The following is a 15,888-nucleotide window of genomic DNA, read 5'->3' as shown; positions in this document are numbered from 1 at the left end:
CACGGGCTCATTCAACCAGCCGCTGGCTCGCTTGGCGCTCGACCGCCGCCGCGAGCAGGGCGGTGAACAGCGGGTGCGCCTTGGTCGGGCGCGACTTGAGCTCGGGGTGGGCCTGGGTCGCCACGTAGAACGGGTGGGCGTCCCTGTCGAGCTCGACGAACTCGACCAGCGTGCCGTCGGGCGAGGTGCCCGAGACCTTGAGGCCGGCTTCCTCGATGCGGGCGCGGTAGTCGTTGTTGACCTCATAGCGGTGGCGGTGGCGCTCGGTGACCTCGGTCGCCCCGTACGCGCCGGCGACCACGGAACCGGGCACGAGGGTGGCCGGGTAGGAGCCCAGTCGCATGGTGCCGCCCAGGTCTCCCGCCCCCTCGACGAAAGCGTGCTGCTCGGCCATCGTCGAGATGACCGGATGGGCGGTGTCCGGGTCGAACTCGGTGGACGCCGCCCCCTCCAGCCCGGCGAGGTTGCGCGCGGCCTCCATCACCATGCACTGCAGGCCCAGGCACAACCCGAGGGTGGGGATGCCGTTCTCACGGGCGTACGTGAGCGCGCCCAGCTTGCCCTCCACCCCGCGGATGCCGAAGCCGCCCGGCACGACGACCCCGTCCACGTCGCCGAGGTGGCGCGCGGCTCCCTCGGGGGTGGCGCACTCGTCGGAGGCGACCCACCGCACGTTGGCCTTCGCCCACGTGGCGAACGCGCCGGCGCGCAGCGCCTCGGTGACCGACAGGTAGGCGTCCGGCAGGTCGACGTACTTGCCGACCAGAGCGATCGTCACCTCCTGCTTGGGGTTGCGGACCCGCTGCAGCAGGTCGTCCCAGTGCCGCCAGTCCACGTCGCGGAACTTCACCCCGAGGCGGCGGACGACGTAGGCGTCCAACCCCTCGTTGAACAGCACCGACGGGATCTCGTAGATGGACGGGGCATCCGGGCAGGAGACCACGGCCTCCTCGTCGACGTCGCACATCAGGGCGATCTTGCGCTTGATGGACGCCGGCACGTCCCGGATGCAGCGGGCCACGATGGCGTCCGGCGTGATGCCGACCTGGCGGAGGGCCGCGACCGAGTGCTGCGTGGGCTTGGTCTTCAACTCGCCGGAGGGGCCGATGTAGGGCACCAGCGACACGTGCAGGAAGAAGCAGTGCTCGCGCCCCACCTCGCGGCGCACCTGGCGGGCGGCCTCCAGGAACGGCAGCGACTCGATGTCCCCGACCGTGCCGCCGATCTCGTGGATGACGATGTCGATGCCCTTGCTGGCCATCGCCATCATGTCGTCGCGGATCTGGTTGGTGATGTGCGGGATCACCTGCACGGTGTCGCCCAGGTAGTCGCCGCGGCGCTCCTTGGCGATGACGGTCGAGTAGACCTTGCCAGTGGTGACGTTGGCGTCCGCGGTGAGGTCGACGTCGAGGAAGCGCTCGTAGTGGCCGACGTCGAGGTCGGTCTCCGCGCCGTCCTCAGTGACGAACACCTCGCCGTGCTGGAAGGGGTTCATCGTGCCCGGGTCGACGTTGAGGTAGGGGTCGAGCTTCTGCATCGTGACGCGCAGCCCGCGCGCGACGAGCAGGGAGCCGAGGCTGGACGCCGTGAGTCCCTTGCCGAGTGAGGAGGCGACGCCCCCGGTGACGAAGATGTGCTTGGTCTGGTTCGCGTTGCCCACGGGCTGCCAGCATACGGGCGCCCCCAACCGGATGACAGGTGCGGGGCCGCTGTCGCGGAACTTGGAACATCCTCGAAACACAAGCGGGCTCCGGGAGTGGATTTTCGTGCGGCCAGACGGTTCGATCAGGTCATGGACGTCGAACTGGCCGAGGTGCGGGATTTCCTGTCCCAGAACGAACCCTTCGACGCGTTGCCGCCGGCAGTGCTGGACGACCTGCCCAAACGCTTGGTCGCGAAGTACTACCGGCGTGGCACGGCGGTGGTCTCCCTGGGGGAGAGGAACCGCTACCTCTACGTGCTGCGCTCGGGGGCCGTCGACATCGTGGACGCCCAGGGCGCACTGGTCGAGCGCACCGACCCGGGCGGCTCCTTCGGCGTGTCGTCCGTACTCTCGGGTGACGCCAGCCTCTACACCCTGCGCGCCATCGAGGATTCCCTGTGCCTGTTGATGCCCAGCGAGGTCTTCCACTCCCTCATGGGCGCCCACCCGGCGTTCGCCGACTTCTTCCTGCGCCGGCAGGCGGGCCGGCTGCGGCACGCGGTCGAGGCCGTCCACCACGAGGAGTCGGGGTCGGCGATCCTGCGGACCCGGGCGTCCGACATCGTGAAGAGGGCACCCATCACGATCGAGCCCACGCGGACCATCCGCGAGGCCGCCCAGCTCATGACCGAGCGGCGGGTGTCGGCGCTGCTGGTCACCGAACCCGTGGCGGGGGCGTCCGAGGGGCGGCTGGTGGGCATCCTGACCGACCGCGACCTCCGGTCGAAGGTGATCGCGGGGGCCCTCCCGATCGACGACCCGGTCAGCACGGTGATGACGCCCGACCCGGTCACCATCGCCCCCGACACGCTGGCCTTCGAGGTGCTCGTGCTCATGGCGCGACGCGGGTGGCACCACCTGCCCGTGGTCGAGAGCGGACGCCTGGTCGGCATGGTGACCTCCGGCGACCTCATGCGTCTGGAGCAGGCCAACCCCAGCTACCTCGTCGGCGAGGTCGAGAAGCAGACCACCCTGGAGGGTCTGGGCGCGTGCTCGCACCGCATCCCCCGGGTCGTGTCGCACGCGGTCGCGCAGGACGCCACCGCCGAGGACGTCTCCCGGGTCGTCACCGCGATCATCGACGCGTTGACCCGCAAGCTCATCGAGTTCGCCGAGGCCGACCTCGGTGCCGCGCCGGTGCCGTACTGCTGGGTGGCGCTCGGGTCGCAGGGACGCCTCGAGTCCGGCCTGCAGTCCGACCAGGACAACGCGATCATCATCGACGACCGAGCCACCGACGAGCAGGTCGCCTGGTTCGCCGGGCTGGCGTCCCGCGTGGTGGATGGGCTGGAGGCCTGCGGGTTCGAGCGCTGCCCCGGCGACATGATGGCGTCCAACCCGCAGTGGCGGGTGCGACGGGCCACGTGGGGGTCCTACTTCGCGAAGTGGATGAACGCCCCCGAGCCGGACGCCCTCCTGAACGCGCAGACGTTCTTCGACATGCGGCCCGTGCACGGCGAGGTGCGGCTGTTCGAGACGCTCCAGGGCGCCGTGGTGGCACGGGCGCCCCAGGCGACCCGCTTCCAGGCGTACCTGGCCAAGCAGGCCCAACGCTTCGAGCCGCCGATCGGGTTCTTCCGGGACTTCGTGCTGGCGGACTCCGGCGAGCACGCCAACACGCTCGACATCAAGGCCGGCGGCATCGCGCCGATCGTCCAGATCGCGCGGTTGCTCACCCTGTCCAAGGGCGGCTCGGAGCTGAACACGCACGGCCGCCTGAAGTCGGCCGCCGTGGCGGGCGCGCTGTCGGAGGAGAAGGCCGCCGACCTGGCCGACGCCTTCGAGTTCATCAACTACGTGCGGCTGCGCCACCAGGTCCGCCAGTTGAAGGACGGCGAGTCCCCCGACAACCACGTCCCCCCGGCCACCCTGAGCTCGTTCGAGCGGCGGCACCTGCGTGAGGCCTTCACGATCATCCGGTCGATGCAGAAGGCCCTCGCGTTCGTCCACCGCACCGACGTGACCTCGTGATGTTCGGGCTGTTCTCCCCGTCGGTGGAGCGGCGGCGCGCCAGGGCCGCCGCGCGGGCGTCCGGCGCGCTGGCGGACTTCTACCGCGTGCCCATCCAGCCGGCCGCCACGCCGGCGTCCGAGCTGAGGCTGCTGGCGCTCGACATCGAGACCACCGGGCTCGACCCGCGGACCGACACCGTGCTGAGCGTCGGCTGGGTGCCGGTCGACGGGGACACGATCGTCCTGTCCGCTGCCAGGCACATGGTGTTGGCGGCCGGCACCGAGGTGGGCCAGTCGGCGGTGTTCCACGGCATCACCGACGACCAGGTCGAGGCCGGGACGCCCGTCGAGGAGGCGGTCGCCGCCGTGCTCGCGGCGCTGGCCGGGCGCGCGATGCTGGTGCACTTCGCGGCGATCGAGACGCAGTTCCTGTCGCTGCTGTGCCAGCAGATGTATGGCGCTCCCCTGGTGACCCCCGTCGTGGATACGCTCGTGCTGCATGACCGGCTCGTGAACCGCGGCTTCGACGACGAGGCCAAGGCCGGCGAGCTGCGGCTGTTCAACGCCCGGAAGCGCTACGGGCTCCCCCGCTACAAGGCCCACGGCGCCCTCACCGACGCCATCGCCTGCGCCGAGCTCTACCTCGGCCACGTCGCCGAGGTCTCCCTCGAGAAGCCCCAGACCCTCGGCACGCTCACCTCCTGACCGCCGAGAGCCCCGGTCTTGTGCGCCGACAGCCCCGGTGTTGTGCGCCGACAGCCCCGGTCTTGTGCGCCGACAGCCCCGGTCTTGTGCGCCCGGAGCCCCATCCCGTGGTAGACGTTGAGGCGTGACCGAGACCGCCATCGCCGCCAACCTCGCTGCGGCCCGCGCCCGCATCGACGCCGCCTGCGCGCGGGTGGGCCGTGACCCAGAAGAGGTGGAGCTGTTGCCGGTCAGCAAGACCCACCCGCAGGACGCCCTGCGCGCTGCGCACGCAGCGGGCTACAGGCGCTTCGGGGAGAGCCGTCCTCAGGAACTGGAGGCCAAGGCGTCCGGCCTGGCCGACCTCGGGCTGGGCTGGGTCTTCATCGGTCACCTGCAGTCGAACAAGGCACGTGTCGTGGCCGAACTCGCCGACGAGTTCCAGGCCCTCGACTCGCTCCGGCTGGCGCAGGCGCTCGATCGCCGACTCCAAGCGCTCGGGCGGCGTCTGCCGGCCCTGGTCCAGGTGAACTCGTCCGGCGAGCCCACCAAAGGCGGCTTCACACCTGACGAAGTGCCCGCCGCGGTCCGCGACCTGCGCGCACTGGATGGCCTGGACGTCCGTGGGCTGATGACGCTCGCGGCCAACACCGACGACGAGGACGCCGTCCGCGCATGCTTCACGACGGTGACGGCCCTGCAGGCCCGGCTCCGCGACGAGCACGGCGGAGGCTTCGACGCCCTGAGCATGGGGATGTCGGGCGACTTCGAGGTCGCCGTCGAGTGCGGCTCGACCTGCGTGCGGCTGGGCACGACGATCTTCGGCGCCCGCGCACTCTCCGCTCCCTGAGGGCAGGGTGGCGCCGTGAGGGCACGCGAAACCGGACGCCTCATGCGAAGGCTCTCGACACACAAACCCGGGGCCCTCGACACACAAACCCGGGGCCCTCAACACACAAGCCCGGGGCTCTCGGCGCAGAGGGGGTCAGGGCCAGCGCGCAGCGAGTGAGAGCACCGCCAGGCTGGCCAGCACGGCGAAGCCCAGGGCGATGCCGGCGTAGAACTCGGTGACCTCCTGGTCGACCTTCTCGTAGCCGACCGAGCGCGCGATCGAGGCATACACCCGCTGGAGTTCTTCGCGCGACCCGGCCTGGAAGGCCTCGCCGCCCGACTCGCGGGCCACCGCGTTGAGCTCTGCGGGGTTCACCGGCACGGGCTCGCGGCGTCCGTTGCTGACGACGTACCCGTTGGGGGTGCCGTAGGCGATCGTGTAGATCGGGTAGCCGGCCTCCTTGGCGTCGCGCGCGGCGACGGTCGAGGAGCGGCCGATGTTGGTGTACCCGTCCGACAGCAGGACGATCGCGCCGGGCGTCGACTCCTCCGGGTCGTTCGGGTCCTGCGGCACGAGCAGCATGGCGTCCAGCGCCGAGTAGATGCCCTCGCCGATCGCCGTCGACGGCGCCAGCTGCAGGTTGTCGATCGCCCGCTTGACCAGGCCGCGGTCCTGCGTGGGCGGCGTGATGATGGACGACGACCCCGCGAAGGCCACCAAAGACGTGTTGAACCCGCGCGGCAGCAGGTCCACGAAGCCGGACGCCGCCTCCTTGGCCGCGTCCAGGCGGTTGGGGTCGACGTCCGTCGCCTCCATGGATCGCGACACGTCGATGGCCAGCACCACGGTCGCGCGCTCGCGCGGCACGTCTACGGCGTCCTTGGGCTGCGCGAACGCCACCACGAGCGCGGCGAGACTGACCACGGCCGCCAGCACGGCGATGTGGCGCTTCCACGCCGCCTGCTTCGGCATCACCTTCGCCAGGTTGTCGATGCCCTGCGTGCGCGATCGCGTCCGGCTGCGCTGCAGCAGCGCGCCGTACAGCAGCAGCAACACCGGCACCAGGGCCAGCAGCCACAGCCGCTCGGGGTGGAAGAACGAGATCAGGGGAACCATCACGGCCACCTCGCCCCCAGCGACACCGCGGCCAGGGCGGCGAGCACCGCGAAGGCCAGGCCGTAGCCGGCCCACGTCGCGGTGGTCTCCTTCTTGACCTCCTCGTAGCCGACCTCCGAGCCGATGTTCTCGTAGACGCGGCTGAGGTCACCCGCCGACTCGGCGGTGAAGGTGGCCCCGCCCGAGCTGTCCGCGATCTGCTGCATGAGCTCGCGGTCCGGCGGGACGCGCTCGCGCTTGCCGTCCAGGTCCACCGACCCGTTCTCGGTGCCGTAGGCGATCGTGTAGACCGGCACCTCGGCCCTGCGTGCCTCGGCCGCCCCCTGCAGGGGCGAACGCCCGGCGGTGTTCATGCCGTCCGACAGCAGGACGATCGCGCCGGGCGCGGTCGATCCGTCGTCTCCGCGCGGCGCCATTTGGATCGCCGACAACGCCACATACAGCGCGTCCCCGACGGCGGTGGAGTCCTGAAGTGACAGGGCGTCGATGGCCCGGTTGGCGAAGACGCGGTCGGTGGTGGGGCTGAGGCGGGTCGCCGGGTTGCCGGACAGGCTCACCACGGCCACGTTGTACTGCGACGGCAACTGGGTGAGGAACTCCTTGGACAGCTGCTGCGCCGCCTCCAGGCGTGAGGGCTGGACGTCCGTGGCCGCCATCGACCGGGACACGTCGATGACCAGCACCACGGTGGCCCGCTCGCGCGGCATCTTCTCCACGCCGTTGGGACGCGACCAGGCCAGCACCAGCGTGACCAGCGAGGCCAGCGACAGCGCCACCGCCAGGTGCCGACGCCACTGCGACTGCTTGCGGACGACGCGCCCGAGCACGGCGGTGTTGGTGAAGCGCATGCCCTGGCGGCCCTTGCGGCGCGTGGCCCAGATGTAGGCGATGACCAGCACGGGTACGAGCAGCAGCCACCACAGCCGCTCGGGGGCGAGGAACATGTCGGCGAGGTTCACTTGCTCACCCCCTGCGGCGGCTGGTGCAGCGAGGCGGCCACGCGGCGGTAGGTGAGCACGAAGCGCGCGATGTCCTGGACCCAGTCGCGGTCGGTGCGCAGCTGGATATGACCGGCGCCGGCGCGGCGCAGCGCGACGCGGATCCGCTCCCGCTGGGCCGCCGAGGCCGCGTTGAAGCGGGCCCGGGCGGCGGCGTCCGACGTGTTGACGTAGCGGGCGAAGTCCGACTCGGGGTCGCGGATGAGGATGTCGCCCACGTCGGGGAGCTCGACCTCGCGCCTGTCGACGACCTCGACGCAGATGACCTGATTGCGGACCGCGAGCCGGCGCAGCGCGCGCTCCCACTCGGGCGGGACATCGGGATCGAGCTCGGTGTCGCCGGGCGAGAGGAAGTCCGACACGATGACGCGCAGGCCGCGGCGCCGCTGCGTGCGGGCGAGCTGGTCGATGCCCTTGGCCAGCGAGTAGGGCCCCTCGGTGCGGTCGCGCACGATCGGCTCCGACAGCATCCGCGACAGCAGCGAGTACAGCGCCATCCGGCCCGACCGGGCCGGGATGCGCACCATGGTCTCCGGCCGCATGATCAGCCCGCCGAACCGGTCGCCCATCTGCTGGCCGAGGAACCCGATGGTGGCGATGGCGGCGATGCCGAGGTCACGCTTGGTGACGCCCTCGGTGCCCCAGTTCATGGACGGCGTCACGTCGAGCAGCGCCCACACCTCGAGCTCACGGTCGGCGATCGTGTCGCGCACGTGGGGCGTCCGGGTGCGTGCGGTGACCGCCCAGTCCATCTTGCGAACGTCATCGCCGGGCACGTACGCGCGGGCGTCGTTGGTCTCCGAACCCGGGCCGGGCAGGAGGCCGCGGTGGTCGCCCTGCAGGAACCCCTCCATCCGCCGGACGATGGTCAGCTCGAGCCGGCGCAGCGCCTGCTCCGGGGCGAGCTTGCCCAGCGGCAGGGTGGCTGACGTGGGCTCGCGCAGCACGGACGCCACGGCCCCCAGTTCGTCCCGGGGGGCCGTGAAGTCGACCGGCGAGCCTGTCACGGGCGCCTCAGTTCGCCTCGTGGTGTGGCGCGTAGCGGTGCTCCTCGCGCGCCTGGGCGCGTTGCTGCTCGTTCCACACCGGGGTGGGAGCGGGCACCATGGCGACGATCCGCTCCACGACCTGCACCGGGGAGATGTTGTCGGCGATTGCGTCGAAGCCGAGCACGAGGCGGTGCGCCATCACGTCGCGGGCCACGGCCTGGACGTCGGTGGGCAGCACGTAGTCGCGGCCGTGGATCAGGGCCAGCGCGCGCGCGGCGGCGACCAGGCCCAGCGTGGCGCGCGAGGACGCACCGATCTGGATCACCGGCGCGAGGTCGGGCATGCCGAACTCGGCGGGCGTGCGGGTGGCCAGCACGAGCCGGACGACGTACTCGGCGACGAGGTTGTGCACGAACACGCCGCTCGCCTGGTCCTGCAGCGCCTGGACGCGGCCCGGCTCGAGGATGCCGCGGGCCGTGGGCGGCCTGACCGACATTCGGCGCAGGATCTCGAACTCCTCGTTGCCGCGCGGGTAGGGCACGTCGACCTTGAGCAGGAAGCGGTCGCGCTGGGCCTCGGGCAGCGGGTAGACGCCCTCAGACTCGATGGGGTTCTGCGTCGCGATCACGATGAACGGCTGCGGCACCGGGTAGGTCTTGCCGCCGATGGAGACCTGCTTCTCGGCCATCAGTTCGAGCATCGCGGACTGCACCTTGGCGGGGGCGCGGTTGATCTCGTCGGCGAGCACGAAGTTCACGAACACGGGGCCGAGGTTGACGTCGAACTTCTCCTGCTGCGCCGAGTAGATGCGCGTGCCGACGATGTCGGAGGGCACCAGGTCGGGCGTGAACTGGATGCGGGCGAAGTCGCCGCCGACGACCTGGGCGAAGGTGCGCACCGCGAGGGTCTTGGCCGTGCCGGGGACGCCCTCGAGCAGGACGTGGCCCTTGGCGAGCAGGCCCACCATCAACTGCTCGACCATGTGCTCCTGGCCGACGATGACGGACTGGACCTCGGCGATCGCCTCACCGAGGACGTCTGCCGCCTCGCGCGTCGAGAGGGCCTGGACGGGGGTTGTCACGCGCGTTGTCTCCTCACAGTCTCGGACGCGGCAACCTTACCCGGTCGTTCCGGGCCTCCTGCTGGAGGGGTCGGAGCCATCAGGCACAATGGGCGGCGATGACCGAGCCGCTGCTGTACCCCCTCCTCGCGGTCGACCCGCCGAAGGTGGGCGACTGGTGGCTCGACGCGCGCCTGGCCGCGGCACCCTCCGGCGTCGCGTACACCGCCCACTCGGAGGCGGGCGAGCAGGTCATGGTCGTCATGCTCGGCGAAGGCGCCACCGCCGATGCCGCGGCCGTCGACCGGCTGGCCGGCACCGTCAACAAGATGCACATCGACACGGTGGTGGCCCGCGGGGGCCGCGGGCAGGCCGACGGACGCCTCGGGCACCGGTACGTGGAGCAGGCCGACACCCCGCCCGCCCCGGACGCCGCGCCCATCGCGCCCTGGGTGGCGCTCGCGTGGGACGGGAGCCCCGCCGCCGTCGCCGAGGCCGAGCGAATCTTGGCCGAGGTCGACCTCAGCTGGCTCCCGCCGAAGGGGACGCCCTCGGGCCCTGACTACCAGCTGCCCTGGATCGACAAGGTCTCCCCGGGCCCGGCCCGCGCCTGGCCGCTGCCCTGGCCGGGTCGCACCGACCGAGCCGGCTGGCTGACGATCCTCATCTCGTGGATCATCATGATGCTGCTGATGGCCCTGGCGGTGCTGCTGGCGATCCTCATCTTCCAGGCCACGCCCCCGCAGTCACCGCCCCCGCCCGTGCCGACGTCGGCGTCCGCCACCGGCAGCGGTTCGCCGCCGCCCGACTCGGGCTCCCCCTCGCCGCAGTCGGGGTCGCCCTCGCCTGCGTCCGCCGAGCCGTCGCCCGGTGAGTCGGGCTCGGCCCAACCCTCGCCCACCATGGACCGGCGCCTGTGAGCGACGTCCGCCTCATCGCCACCGACCTCGACGGCACCCTGCTGGACCCGTCGGGCCGCATCGCCGAGGCCGAGGCGGAGGCCGTGCGCGCGGCGTCGCAGGCCGGGATCGTGGTCGTGGTCGCGACCGGACGCCCCCTGCGCTGGCTGGACGTGCTGGCCCCCATCGCGGACGCTGACCCGCTCGTCGTGGCGTGCAACGGGGCGGTGGTCTACGACCTGCACGCGGACACCGTCGTCCGCAGCCACACGCTGGACGTGCCGCTGATCGGGGCGCTGGCCCACGACCTGCGCGGCGCCCTTCCCGGCCTGTTGTTCGCCCTGGAGGAGGGCCGCCGCTTCTCGACCGAGGACGCGTGGGCCTACCACCTGCCCGACGCCTCCCGCTCGTTGGCGCAGGAGGAGTCAGTGACGCGGCGCGGGGCGTGGGCGTGCGTGCTGGCGGAGGCCGGCGACGTGGTGAAGTTCCTCGCGCTGCACCCGGACGCCGACCCTGACGACCTGCTCGCCGCGGCCACCGATGTGCTGGGCGGGCGAGCGGAGGTCACCCACTCGGTCACCGCGGGCCGCCGCGCCCTGCTCGAGATGAGCGCGCCGGGCATCTCCAAGGCCGCGACGATAGCCGAGCTCGCTGCGGAGCGTGGTATCACGCCCGCCCAGGTCGCCGCGTTCGGGGACATGCCGAACGACCTCGCCATGCTGGAGTACGCGGGGATGCCCTACGTGATGGCCAACGGGCACCCCGCGTTGCTGGAACGCTTCGCCGTGATCGGGTCGAACGCCGAGGGCGGCGTGGGGGCGCAGATCCGCCGCCTGCTGGGCTGAGCCGGGGGCAGCGCAGGAAAAGGTTGACGCGACGAATTTCGCGTCACGGCCTTTCGGGGTTACAGTGGTATTAGTCCGAAGCACCAACTCGCCCGCACACCCCCGACCGCGCGGTAGCAACGAGGCTCCCGAACCACCTGACTCGAGAGCTTCCACCATGAGATTCCGTCCTGCTGTACCCACCCACCTTTCCGACCACAACGACCTGGCCCCGGTCGACGACCACCGGCCGAACACCCGCCGCTGGGCGACCCGTGCGGCCTACTCGCCCGTCATGGTGGTCGTCTCGCTGCTCGCGCTGATCGGCATCCTCGCCTACGGCTGGTTCCTGCTGAATCCCGGGAACCGCGGCGACCTGTTGCCGTGGCTGCTCGTCGTCGCCGCCGAGGCGATCCTCGTCTTCCACGCCCTGATGGCGATGTGGACGATGCTGTCGGCGTCCGACCCCCGCAGCTTCGCCTTCCACGCCGCGAAAGACCGCCTCTACGACGCGGACGCCAACGCCGAACTCGCCGACACCGACGACGCCACCGAGTGGCCCCTGCACCTGGCCGACGAGCCGGCCGACGTCGACGTCCTCATCACCGTCTACGGCGAGCCGCTCGACGTGATCCGGCGCACCGCCACCGCGGCGCTCGCGATCCGAGGCGCCCACGGCACGTGGATCCTGGACGACGGCCGCTCCGACGCCGTCCGCGACCTCGCCGCCGAGCTGGGCTGCCACTACGTCCGCCGGCTCACCAACCACGGGGCCAAGGCGGGCAACGTCAACAACGCGCTCACGGTCGCCAAGGCCCCCTACTTCGTCATCCTGGACGCCGACTTCGTGCCCCGCCCGGAGTTCCTCGAGGAGACCCTGCCGTTCATGGCCGACCCCAATGTCGCGTTGGTGCAGACCCCGCAAACGTACGGGAACATGCACAACATCATCTCCCGCGGCGCCGGCTACATGCAGACCATGTTCTACCGGTTCATCCAGCCGGGCCGGAACAGCTTCAATGCGGCCTTCAGCGTCGGCACGAACGTGCTCTACCGGCGCAGCGCCGTGCTCGACATCGGCGGCCTCTACGTCGACTCCAAGTCCGAGGACGTGTGGACGTCGCTGACCCTGCACGAGCGCGGCTGGCGCAGCGTCTACATCCCCGCCACCCTCGCCGTCGGCGATGCTCCCGAGACCATCGAGGCCTACACCAAGCAGCAGCAGCGGTGGGCCACCGGTGGCTTCGAGATCCTGTTCACCCACGTCCCGCTCAGCCCGCGCCGGCGCCTCACGCTCGACCAGCGGCTGATGTACTTCGTCACCGCGAGCCACTACCTGACCGGCATCGCGCCGGGCCTGCTGCTGTTCGTGCCCGCGCTGGAGATCTTCTTCGACCTCCGCCCGGTGAACCTGACCGTCGGGCCGCTGGAGTGGTTCGGCTTCTACGCCGGCTTCTACCTCCTGCAGGTGCTGCTGGCCGCCCTGACGATGGGCACCTTCCGCTGGGAGGTGATGATGCTGGCCCAGTGCTCGTTCCCAATCTACCTGCGGGCCCTGCGCAACGCCTTCGTCGGCGCCGACACCAAGTGGAGCGTCACCGGCGCCACCGGGCGCTCGTCGTCCCCGTTCAACTTCATGATCCCGCAGGTGCTGGTGTGGGTGTTCCTGCTCGGCACCACCGCCGTGTCGATCTACCGCGACATGACGCTGGGATACCTCAACATCGCCACCTTCTGGAACGGCATCAACCTGATCGCGCTGTCCGCCTTCATGGCGGTCGCCTTCGGCGAGCAGGCCGGGTTGCGCGGACGCCGCGCCACCATGCCGCCTTCCCCCGACCCGCTGCCCCTGCCCCCGGAGCCGATCGGGGAGCAGGTCGAGATGCTGGACCGCAGCGCCATCGAGCGCGCCCGCGACGACGTCGCCTCCCTCCTCGCCGGGCGCGCAGCCCAACAGGACGGCTCTCCGGAGCCGGACGAGACCGGCCCGCGTCCCCAGCCGATCCACCGCCGGGCGATCGCCCCCGGCGACACCCCCAATCCCCTATCGGAGGTTTCCCGATGACCTGGTCCAACCGCTTCCGCCTGCTGGGCGGCATCCTCGCCGTGCTGGTGCTCGTCGCCGGCCTGACCCTGCTGTTCAACCACCGCCAGGCCCGCGTCGCCAGCTTCGAGGCCACCGTCAACGCACCCACCGCCCAGGTCGGCTCGGGCTACGGCGGCGTCCTCACCGAGCAGTTCGTGCGCGCCGGCGACACCGTCGCGGTCGGCGACCCCCTCTTCACCGTCATCAGCCCGGACGTGAACCGCGAGCGCCAGCAGGGCGTCGAGCCGCAGTCCACCGCCGCCTACCAGGTGGACACCACCACCGGTGCGATCACCTACCTCGCCGTCATCGACGGGCAGGTCACCCAGGTCAGCGGCGTCCTCGGCTCCTACCTCACGCCCGGCGTGTCCCTGGCCACCATCTCCGCGACCGACCCCAAGTCGGTGCTGGCCCGCTTCGACCTGGAGGCCGTCGACTACGGCCGTGTCGAGCGGGGCGCGCCCGTGACGATCAACCTCGCCAACAACGCGCAGGTGCAGGGATCGGTCGCCGACGTCACCGTCACCACCCAGGACGGCCGCGCGATCACCCAGGTGCGTGTCGAGTCCGAGGGGCTGACCGACCCCCGACACGAGGCCCTCACCCGGTCCGGCTCCCCCGTCCAGGCCGTGATGTCGCTGCGCGATGACGGCATCCTGGCCGGCCCGACCGACGCCCTGCTGCAGTTCCTGGTGAAGGTGGGTCTGCGATGAGGGCCCCGCGACTCGCCGCCGCGCTCACCGTCGCCGCACTCGCGCTGGCCGGCTGCACGGCCGGGCCCGATCAGGCGCCGATCTCTCCGTCGGCACCCCGTCCGGGCGGGGCCTCCGGCTCCCCCGTCCTCGCGCCGGACGCCGTCGCCGAGGCCACCCGGACGCTGCCGCAGCGCGACGGGCTCGACCTGAAGCCCACCCGGCTCGCCGAGGGCCTTCTGCCCCCGACGAACCGCTGGTTCTCCGGCCTCGCCTTCGGCGACACCCCGCAGCCGGTCTTCCCACTGCCCTACGTGTTCTCCCTGGTCGAGGACGGGTTCGGCTTCGGCGTCCCCGTCGTCGTGACCACCGGGAAGACGATCATGGGCAGCAACGACCCCGCTCTCGACCTGGTCCTGCCCCAACGCCCCAGCTGGCAGGTCAGCGCGTATGACGAGGCGTCGGTGACGGTCACCGACACCGTCTCCGGAGGCGCGGTCACGATCGCGCAGGGCTCCCCCTACGTGTGGTTCACCGCCGGCGAGGAGACCACCCTGTCCGCCGCCGGCGCCGGCTGGCGCGCCGAGGGCGACGTGTGGCGCACCAAGCTGGGCAACGACGAGTACGCCCTGGTCGGCGAGGGCCTGGTGGTCTCCGGCGACGACGTGACCGTCCCCGCCGGCGGTCGCGCGACCTGGTTCGTGCTGCCGGCCGGCGGCGACGCCACCCGGCTGGCCGAGCTCGCCGTCCCCCTCGAGGGGACCTCCGCGCACTGGTCGGTCGACGACCAGGCGCGCATCCGGCTCGTCTACGCCACGCAAGGCGCGCGCCCCACCGCGATCGCCGCCCTGCCGCACCACACCGCGGGCGGGGCGTCCGGCTGCGAGCTGGGCACCTACCCGAGCATCTTCGGCACGCTGGCCCTGTGCGAGGGCACCGAGCTTGCGTGGACCGCGCCCCTGTACGCGGCGCGCGCCGGGCTCGACCTGTCGGGTCTGGCGGACGCGGAGCGCGAGGAGCTGGCCACCCAGCTGGCCGCCGACGTGGCGTCCGCCCAGCCCCACCCCGCCGACACCTACTTCGGCGGCAAGGCGCTCTACCGCGACGCACAGCTGTGGCACATCGCCCGCCAACTGGGCGCCACCGAGCAGGAGCAGGTGCTGCGCGAGCGGCTCGTCAGCACGCTCGACCGGTGGATGGACCCTGACGGCTGCGCCACGGGGGACGCGTTCTGCTTCACCTACGACACCACCAACCGCGGCATCGTGGGCCGGACGCCCTCGTTCGGTTCGGACGAGTTCAACGACCACCACTTCCATTACGGGTACTTCCTCTACGCCGGCGGCGTGCTGGCCGCCGAGGACCCGGAGCTCGCCGAGCGGTGGGCGCCCGTGATGGACCTGCTGGCCGCCGACATCGCCGCGTCGCCGGCGTCCGACCTCTACCCGGAGCGCCGGACGTTCGACGTCTACGCGTCGCACTCGTGGGCGTCGGGCACCAGCCCGTTCGCCGACGGCAACAACCAGGAGTCGAGTTCGGAGGCGGTCAACGCTTGGGCCGGCCTCACCCTGTGGGCCCGGGCGCGCGGCAACGCCCCCCTGGCCGACCACGCCCGCTGGATGCACGCGCTCGAGGCGCAGGCCGCCCGCGCCTACTGGACGGACTTCGACCGGGCCGACCCGGTGTACGAGGGTCTGGCGCACACGATCCTGCCGCTGAACTTCGGGGGCAAGCGGGACTACGCGACGTGGTTCTCCGCCGAGCCGGCGGCCGCGCTGGCGATCCTCATCATCCCGGCCAGCCCGTCGTCGGACCACCTCGCGGGCGACCCCGAGCGCATCCGCGCCAACGTGGCCGAGGCGACCGCCACGCGCGGGTTCGACCAGCAGTACGGCGACTACCTCCTCATGTACGCGGCGCTGGCCGGCGAGGAGGACCGGGCCGAGGCCCTGGCCACCGCGCGGGAGGTCTCGGACGAGGCGATCGACGACGGCAGCACCCGCACGTATTTGCTCGCCTTCCTCATGTCGGCGGCCTCCTGACGGCAGGATAGA

General features: G+C 71.6%; 13 protein-coding genes. 8 read left to right on the top strand and 5 right to left on the bottom strand.

All coding sequences use genetic code 11. From position 1 onward, the window contains the following. Positions 1-7 precede the first annotated feature (7 nt). Complete coding sequence (locus ET989_RS13700) at positions 8-1,660, bottom strand: CTP synthase (protein WP_131169927.1); 1,653 nt, start codon at positions 1,658-1,660, stop codon at positions 8-10. Positions 1,661-1,792: 132 nt separating this feature from the next. On the opposite strand from ET989_RS13700, the gene ET989_RS13695 reads away from it, so the two are divergent. From ET989_RS13695 to ET989_RS13685, 3 genes are all read left to right on the top strand, one after another. After that, positions 1,793-3,673 carry a putative nucleotidyltransferase substrate binding domain-containing protein gene (locus tag ET989_RS13695; RefSeq protein WP_131169925.1) on the top strand — a complete coding sequence of 627 codons (1,881 nt, stop codon included), beginning with the start codon at positions 1,793-1,795 and terminating at the stop codon, positions 3,671-3,673. Continuing rightward, entirely contained in the window at positions 3,673-4,359 is a 687-nt protein-coding gene (locus ET989_RS13690; protein WP_131169923.1) for an exonuclease domain-containing protein, read from the top strand. The genes ET989_RS13695 and ET989_RS13690 overlap by 1 nt, the downstream gene beginning before the upstream one ends. A gap of 124 nt (positions 4,360-4,483) precedes the next feature. Next, positions 4,484-5,188, top strand: a complete 705-nt coding sequence (locus tag ET989_RS13685) for a YggS family pyridoxal phosphate-dependent enzyme (RefSeq protein WP_131169921.1) — start codon at positions 4,484-4,486, stop codon at positions 5,186-5,188. A gap of 135 nt (positions 5,189-5,323) precedes the next feature. Here the strand turns inward: ET989_RS13685 and ET989_RS13680 are convergent, their stop codons facing one another. Genes ET989_RS13680 through ET989_RS13665 form a run of 4 tightly spaced genes read right to left on the bottom strand, consistent with a single transcriptional unit; the run spans position 5,324 to position 9,354 of the window. Continuing rightward, positions 5,324-6,286 (bottom strand): VWA domain-containing protein, encoded by a 963-nt coding sequence (locus tag ET989_RS13680; protein ID WP_131169919.1) that lies wholly within the window; start codon positions 6,284-6,286, stop codon positions 5,324-5,326. Beyond that, positions 6,286-7,230, bottom strand: a complete 945-nt coding sequence (locus ET989_RS13675; RefSeq protein WP_131169959.1) for a VWA domain-containing protein — start codon at positions 7,228-7,230, stop codon at positions 6,286-6,288. The genes ET989_RS13680 and ET989_RS13675 overlap by 1 nt, the downstream gene beginning before the upstream one ends. Before the next feature lie 11 nt (positions 7,231-7,241). Next, a complete protein-coding gene (locus tag ET989_RS13670) occupies positions 7,242-8,240 on the bottom strand; it encodes a DUF58 domain-containing protein (protein ID WP_241656366.1) in 999 nt (332 codons plus the stop codon). 58 nt (positions 8,241-8,298) lie between these two features. Further along, a complete protein-coding gene (locus tag ET989_RS13665; protein ID WP_131169917.1) occupies positions 8,299-9,354 on the bottom strand; it encodes an AAA family ATPase in 1,056 nt (351 codons plus the stop codon). Positions 9,355-9,452: 98 nt separating this feature from the next. Between ET989_RS13665 and ET989_RS13660 the strand changes: the two genes are divergently transcribed. From ET989_RS13660 to ET989_RS13640, 5 genes are all read left to right on the top strand, one after another. After that, a complete protein-coding gene (locus ET989_RS13660; protein WP_131169915.1) occupies positions 9,453-10,253 on the top strand; it encodes a hypothetical protein in 801 nt (266 codons plus the stop codon). Beyond that, positions 10,250-11,077, top strand: a complete 828-nt coding sequence (locus ET989_RS13655) for an HAD-IIB family hydrolase (protein ID WP_131169913.1) — start codon at positions 10,250-10,252, stop codon at positions 11,075-11,077. The genes ET989_RS13660 and ET989_RS13655 overlap by 4 nt, the downstream gene beginning before the upstream one ends. Before the next feature lie 157 nt (positions 11,078-11,234). After that, positions 11,235-13,121 (top strand): glycosyltransferase family 2 protein, encoded by a 1,887-nt coding sequence (locus tag ET989_RS13650; protein WP_131169911.1) that lies wholly within the window; start codon positions 11,235-11,237, stop codon positions 13,119-13,121. Beyond that, complete coding sequence (locus tag ET989_RS13645; RefSeq protein WP_131169909.1) at positions 13,118-13,855, top strand: HlyD family secretion protein; 738 nt, start codon at positions 13,118-13,120, stop codon at positions 13,853-13,855. The genes ET989_RS13650 and ET989_RS13645 overlap by 4 nt, the downstream gene beginning before the upstream one ends. Then, positions 13,852-15,876, top strand: coding sequence for a glycosyl hydrolase (locus ET989_RS13640; RefSeq protein ID WP_131169908.1), 2,025 nt, complete (start codon positions 13,852-13,854; stop codon positions 15,874-15,876). The genes ET989_RS13645 and ET989_RS13640 overlap by 4 nt, the downstream gene beginning before the upstream one ends. Positions 15,877-15,888: the final 12 nt, after the last annotated feature.

It is taken from the genome of Propioniciclava sinopodophylli (assembly GCF_004324755.1).
GTDB lineage: Bacteria > Actinomycetota > Actinomycetes > Propionibacteriales > Propionibacteriaceae > Propioniciclava > Propioniciclava sinopodophylli.
The sequence above is the reverse complement of the archived record's forward strand: the minus strand, read 5'-3'. Positions and strand labels throughout refer to the sequence as shown.

Excerpts from the sequence above, each read along its gene's own strand:
- ET989_RS13695 (WP_131169925.1), top strand. The coding sequence starts at position 1,793 with ATGGACGTCGAACTGGCCGAGGTGCGGGATTTCCTGTCCCAGAACGAA.
- ET989_RS13690 (WP_131169923.1), top strand. The coding sequence starts at position 3,673 with ATGTTCGGGCTGTTCTCCCCGTCGGTGGAGCGGCGGCGCGCCAGGGCC.
- ET989_RS13680 (WP_131169919.1), bottom strand. The coding sequence starts at position 6,286 with ATGGTTCCCCTGATCTCGTTCTTCCACCCCGAGCGGCTGTGGCTGCTG.
- ET989_RS13675 (WP_131169959.1), bottom strand. The coding sequence starts at position 7,230 with ATGTTCCTCGCCCCCGAGCGGCTGTGGTGGCTGCTGCTCGTACCCGTG.
- ET989_RS13660 (WP_131169915.1), top strand. The coding sequence starts at position 9,453 with ATGACCGAGCCGCTGCTGTACCCCCTCCTCGCGGTCGACCCGCCGAAG.
- ET989_RS13650 (WP_131169911.1), top strand. The coding sequence starts at position 11,235 with ATGAGATTCCGTCCTGCTGTACCCACCCACCTTTCCGACCACAACGAC.
- ET989_RS13645 (WP_131169909.1), top strand. The coding sequence starts at position 13,118 with ATGACCTGGTCCAACCGCTTCCGCCTGCTGGGCGGCATCCTCGCCGTG.
- ET989_RS13640 (WP_131169908.1), top strand. The coding sequence starts at position 13,852 with ATGAGGGCCCCGCGACTCGCCGCCGCGCTCACCGTCGCCGCACTCGCG.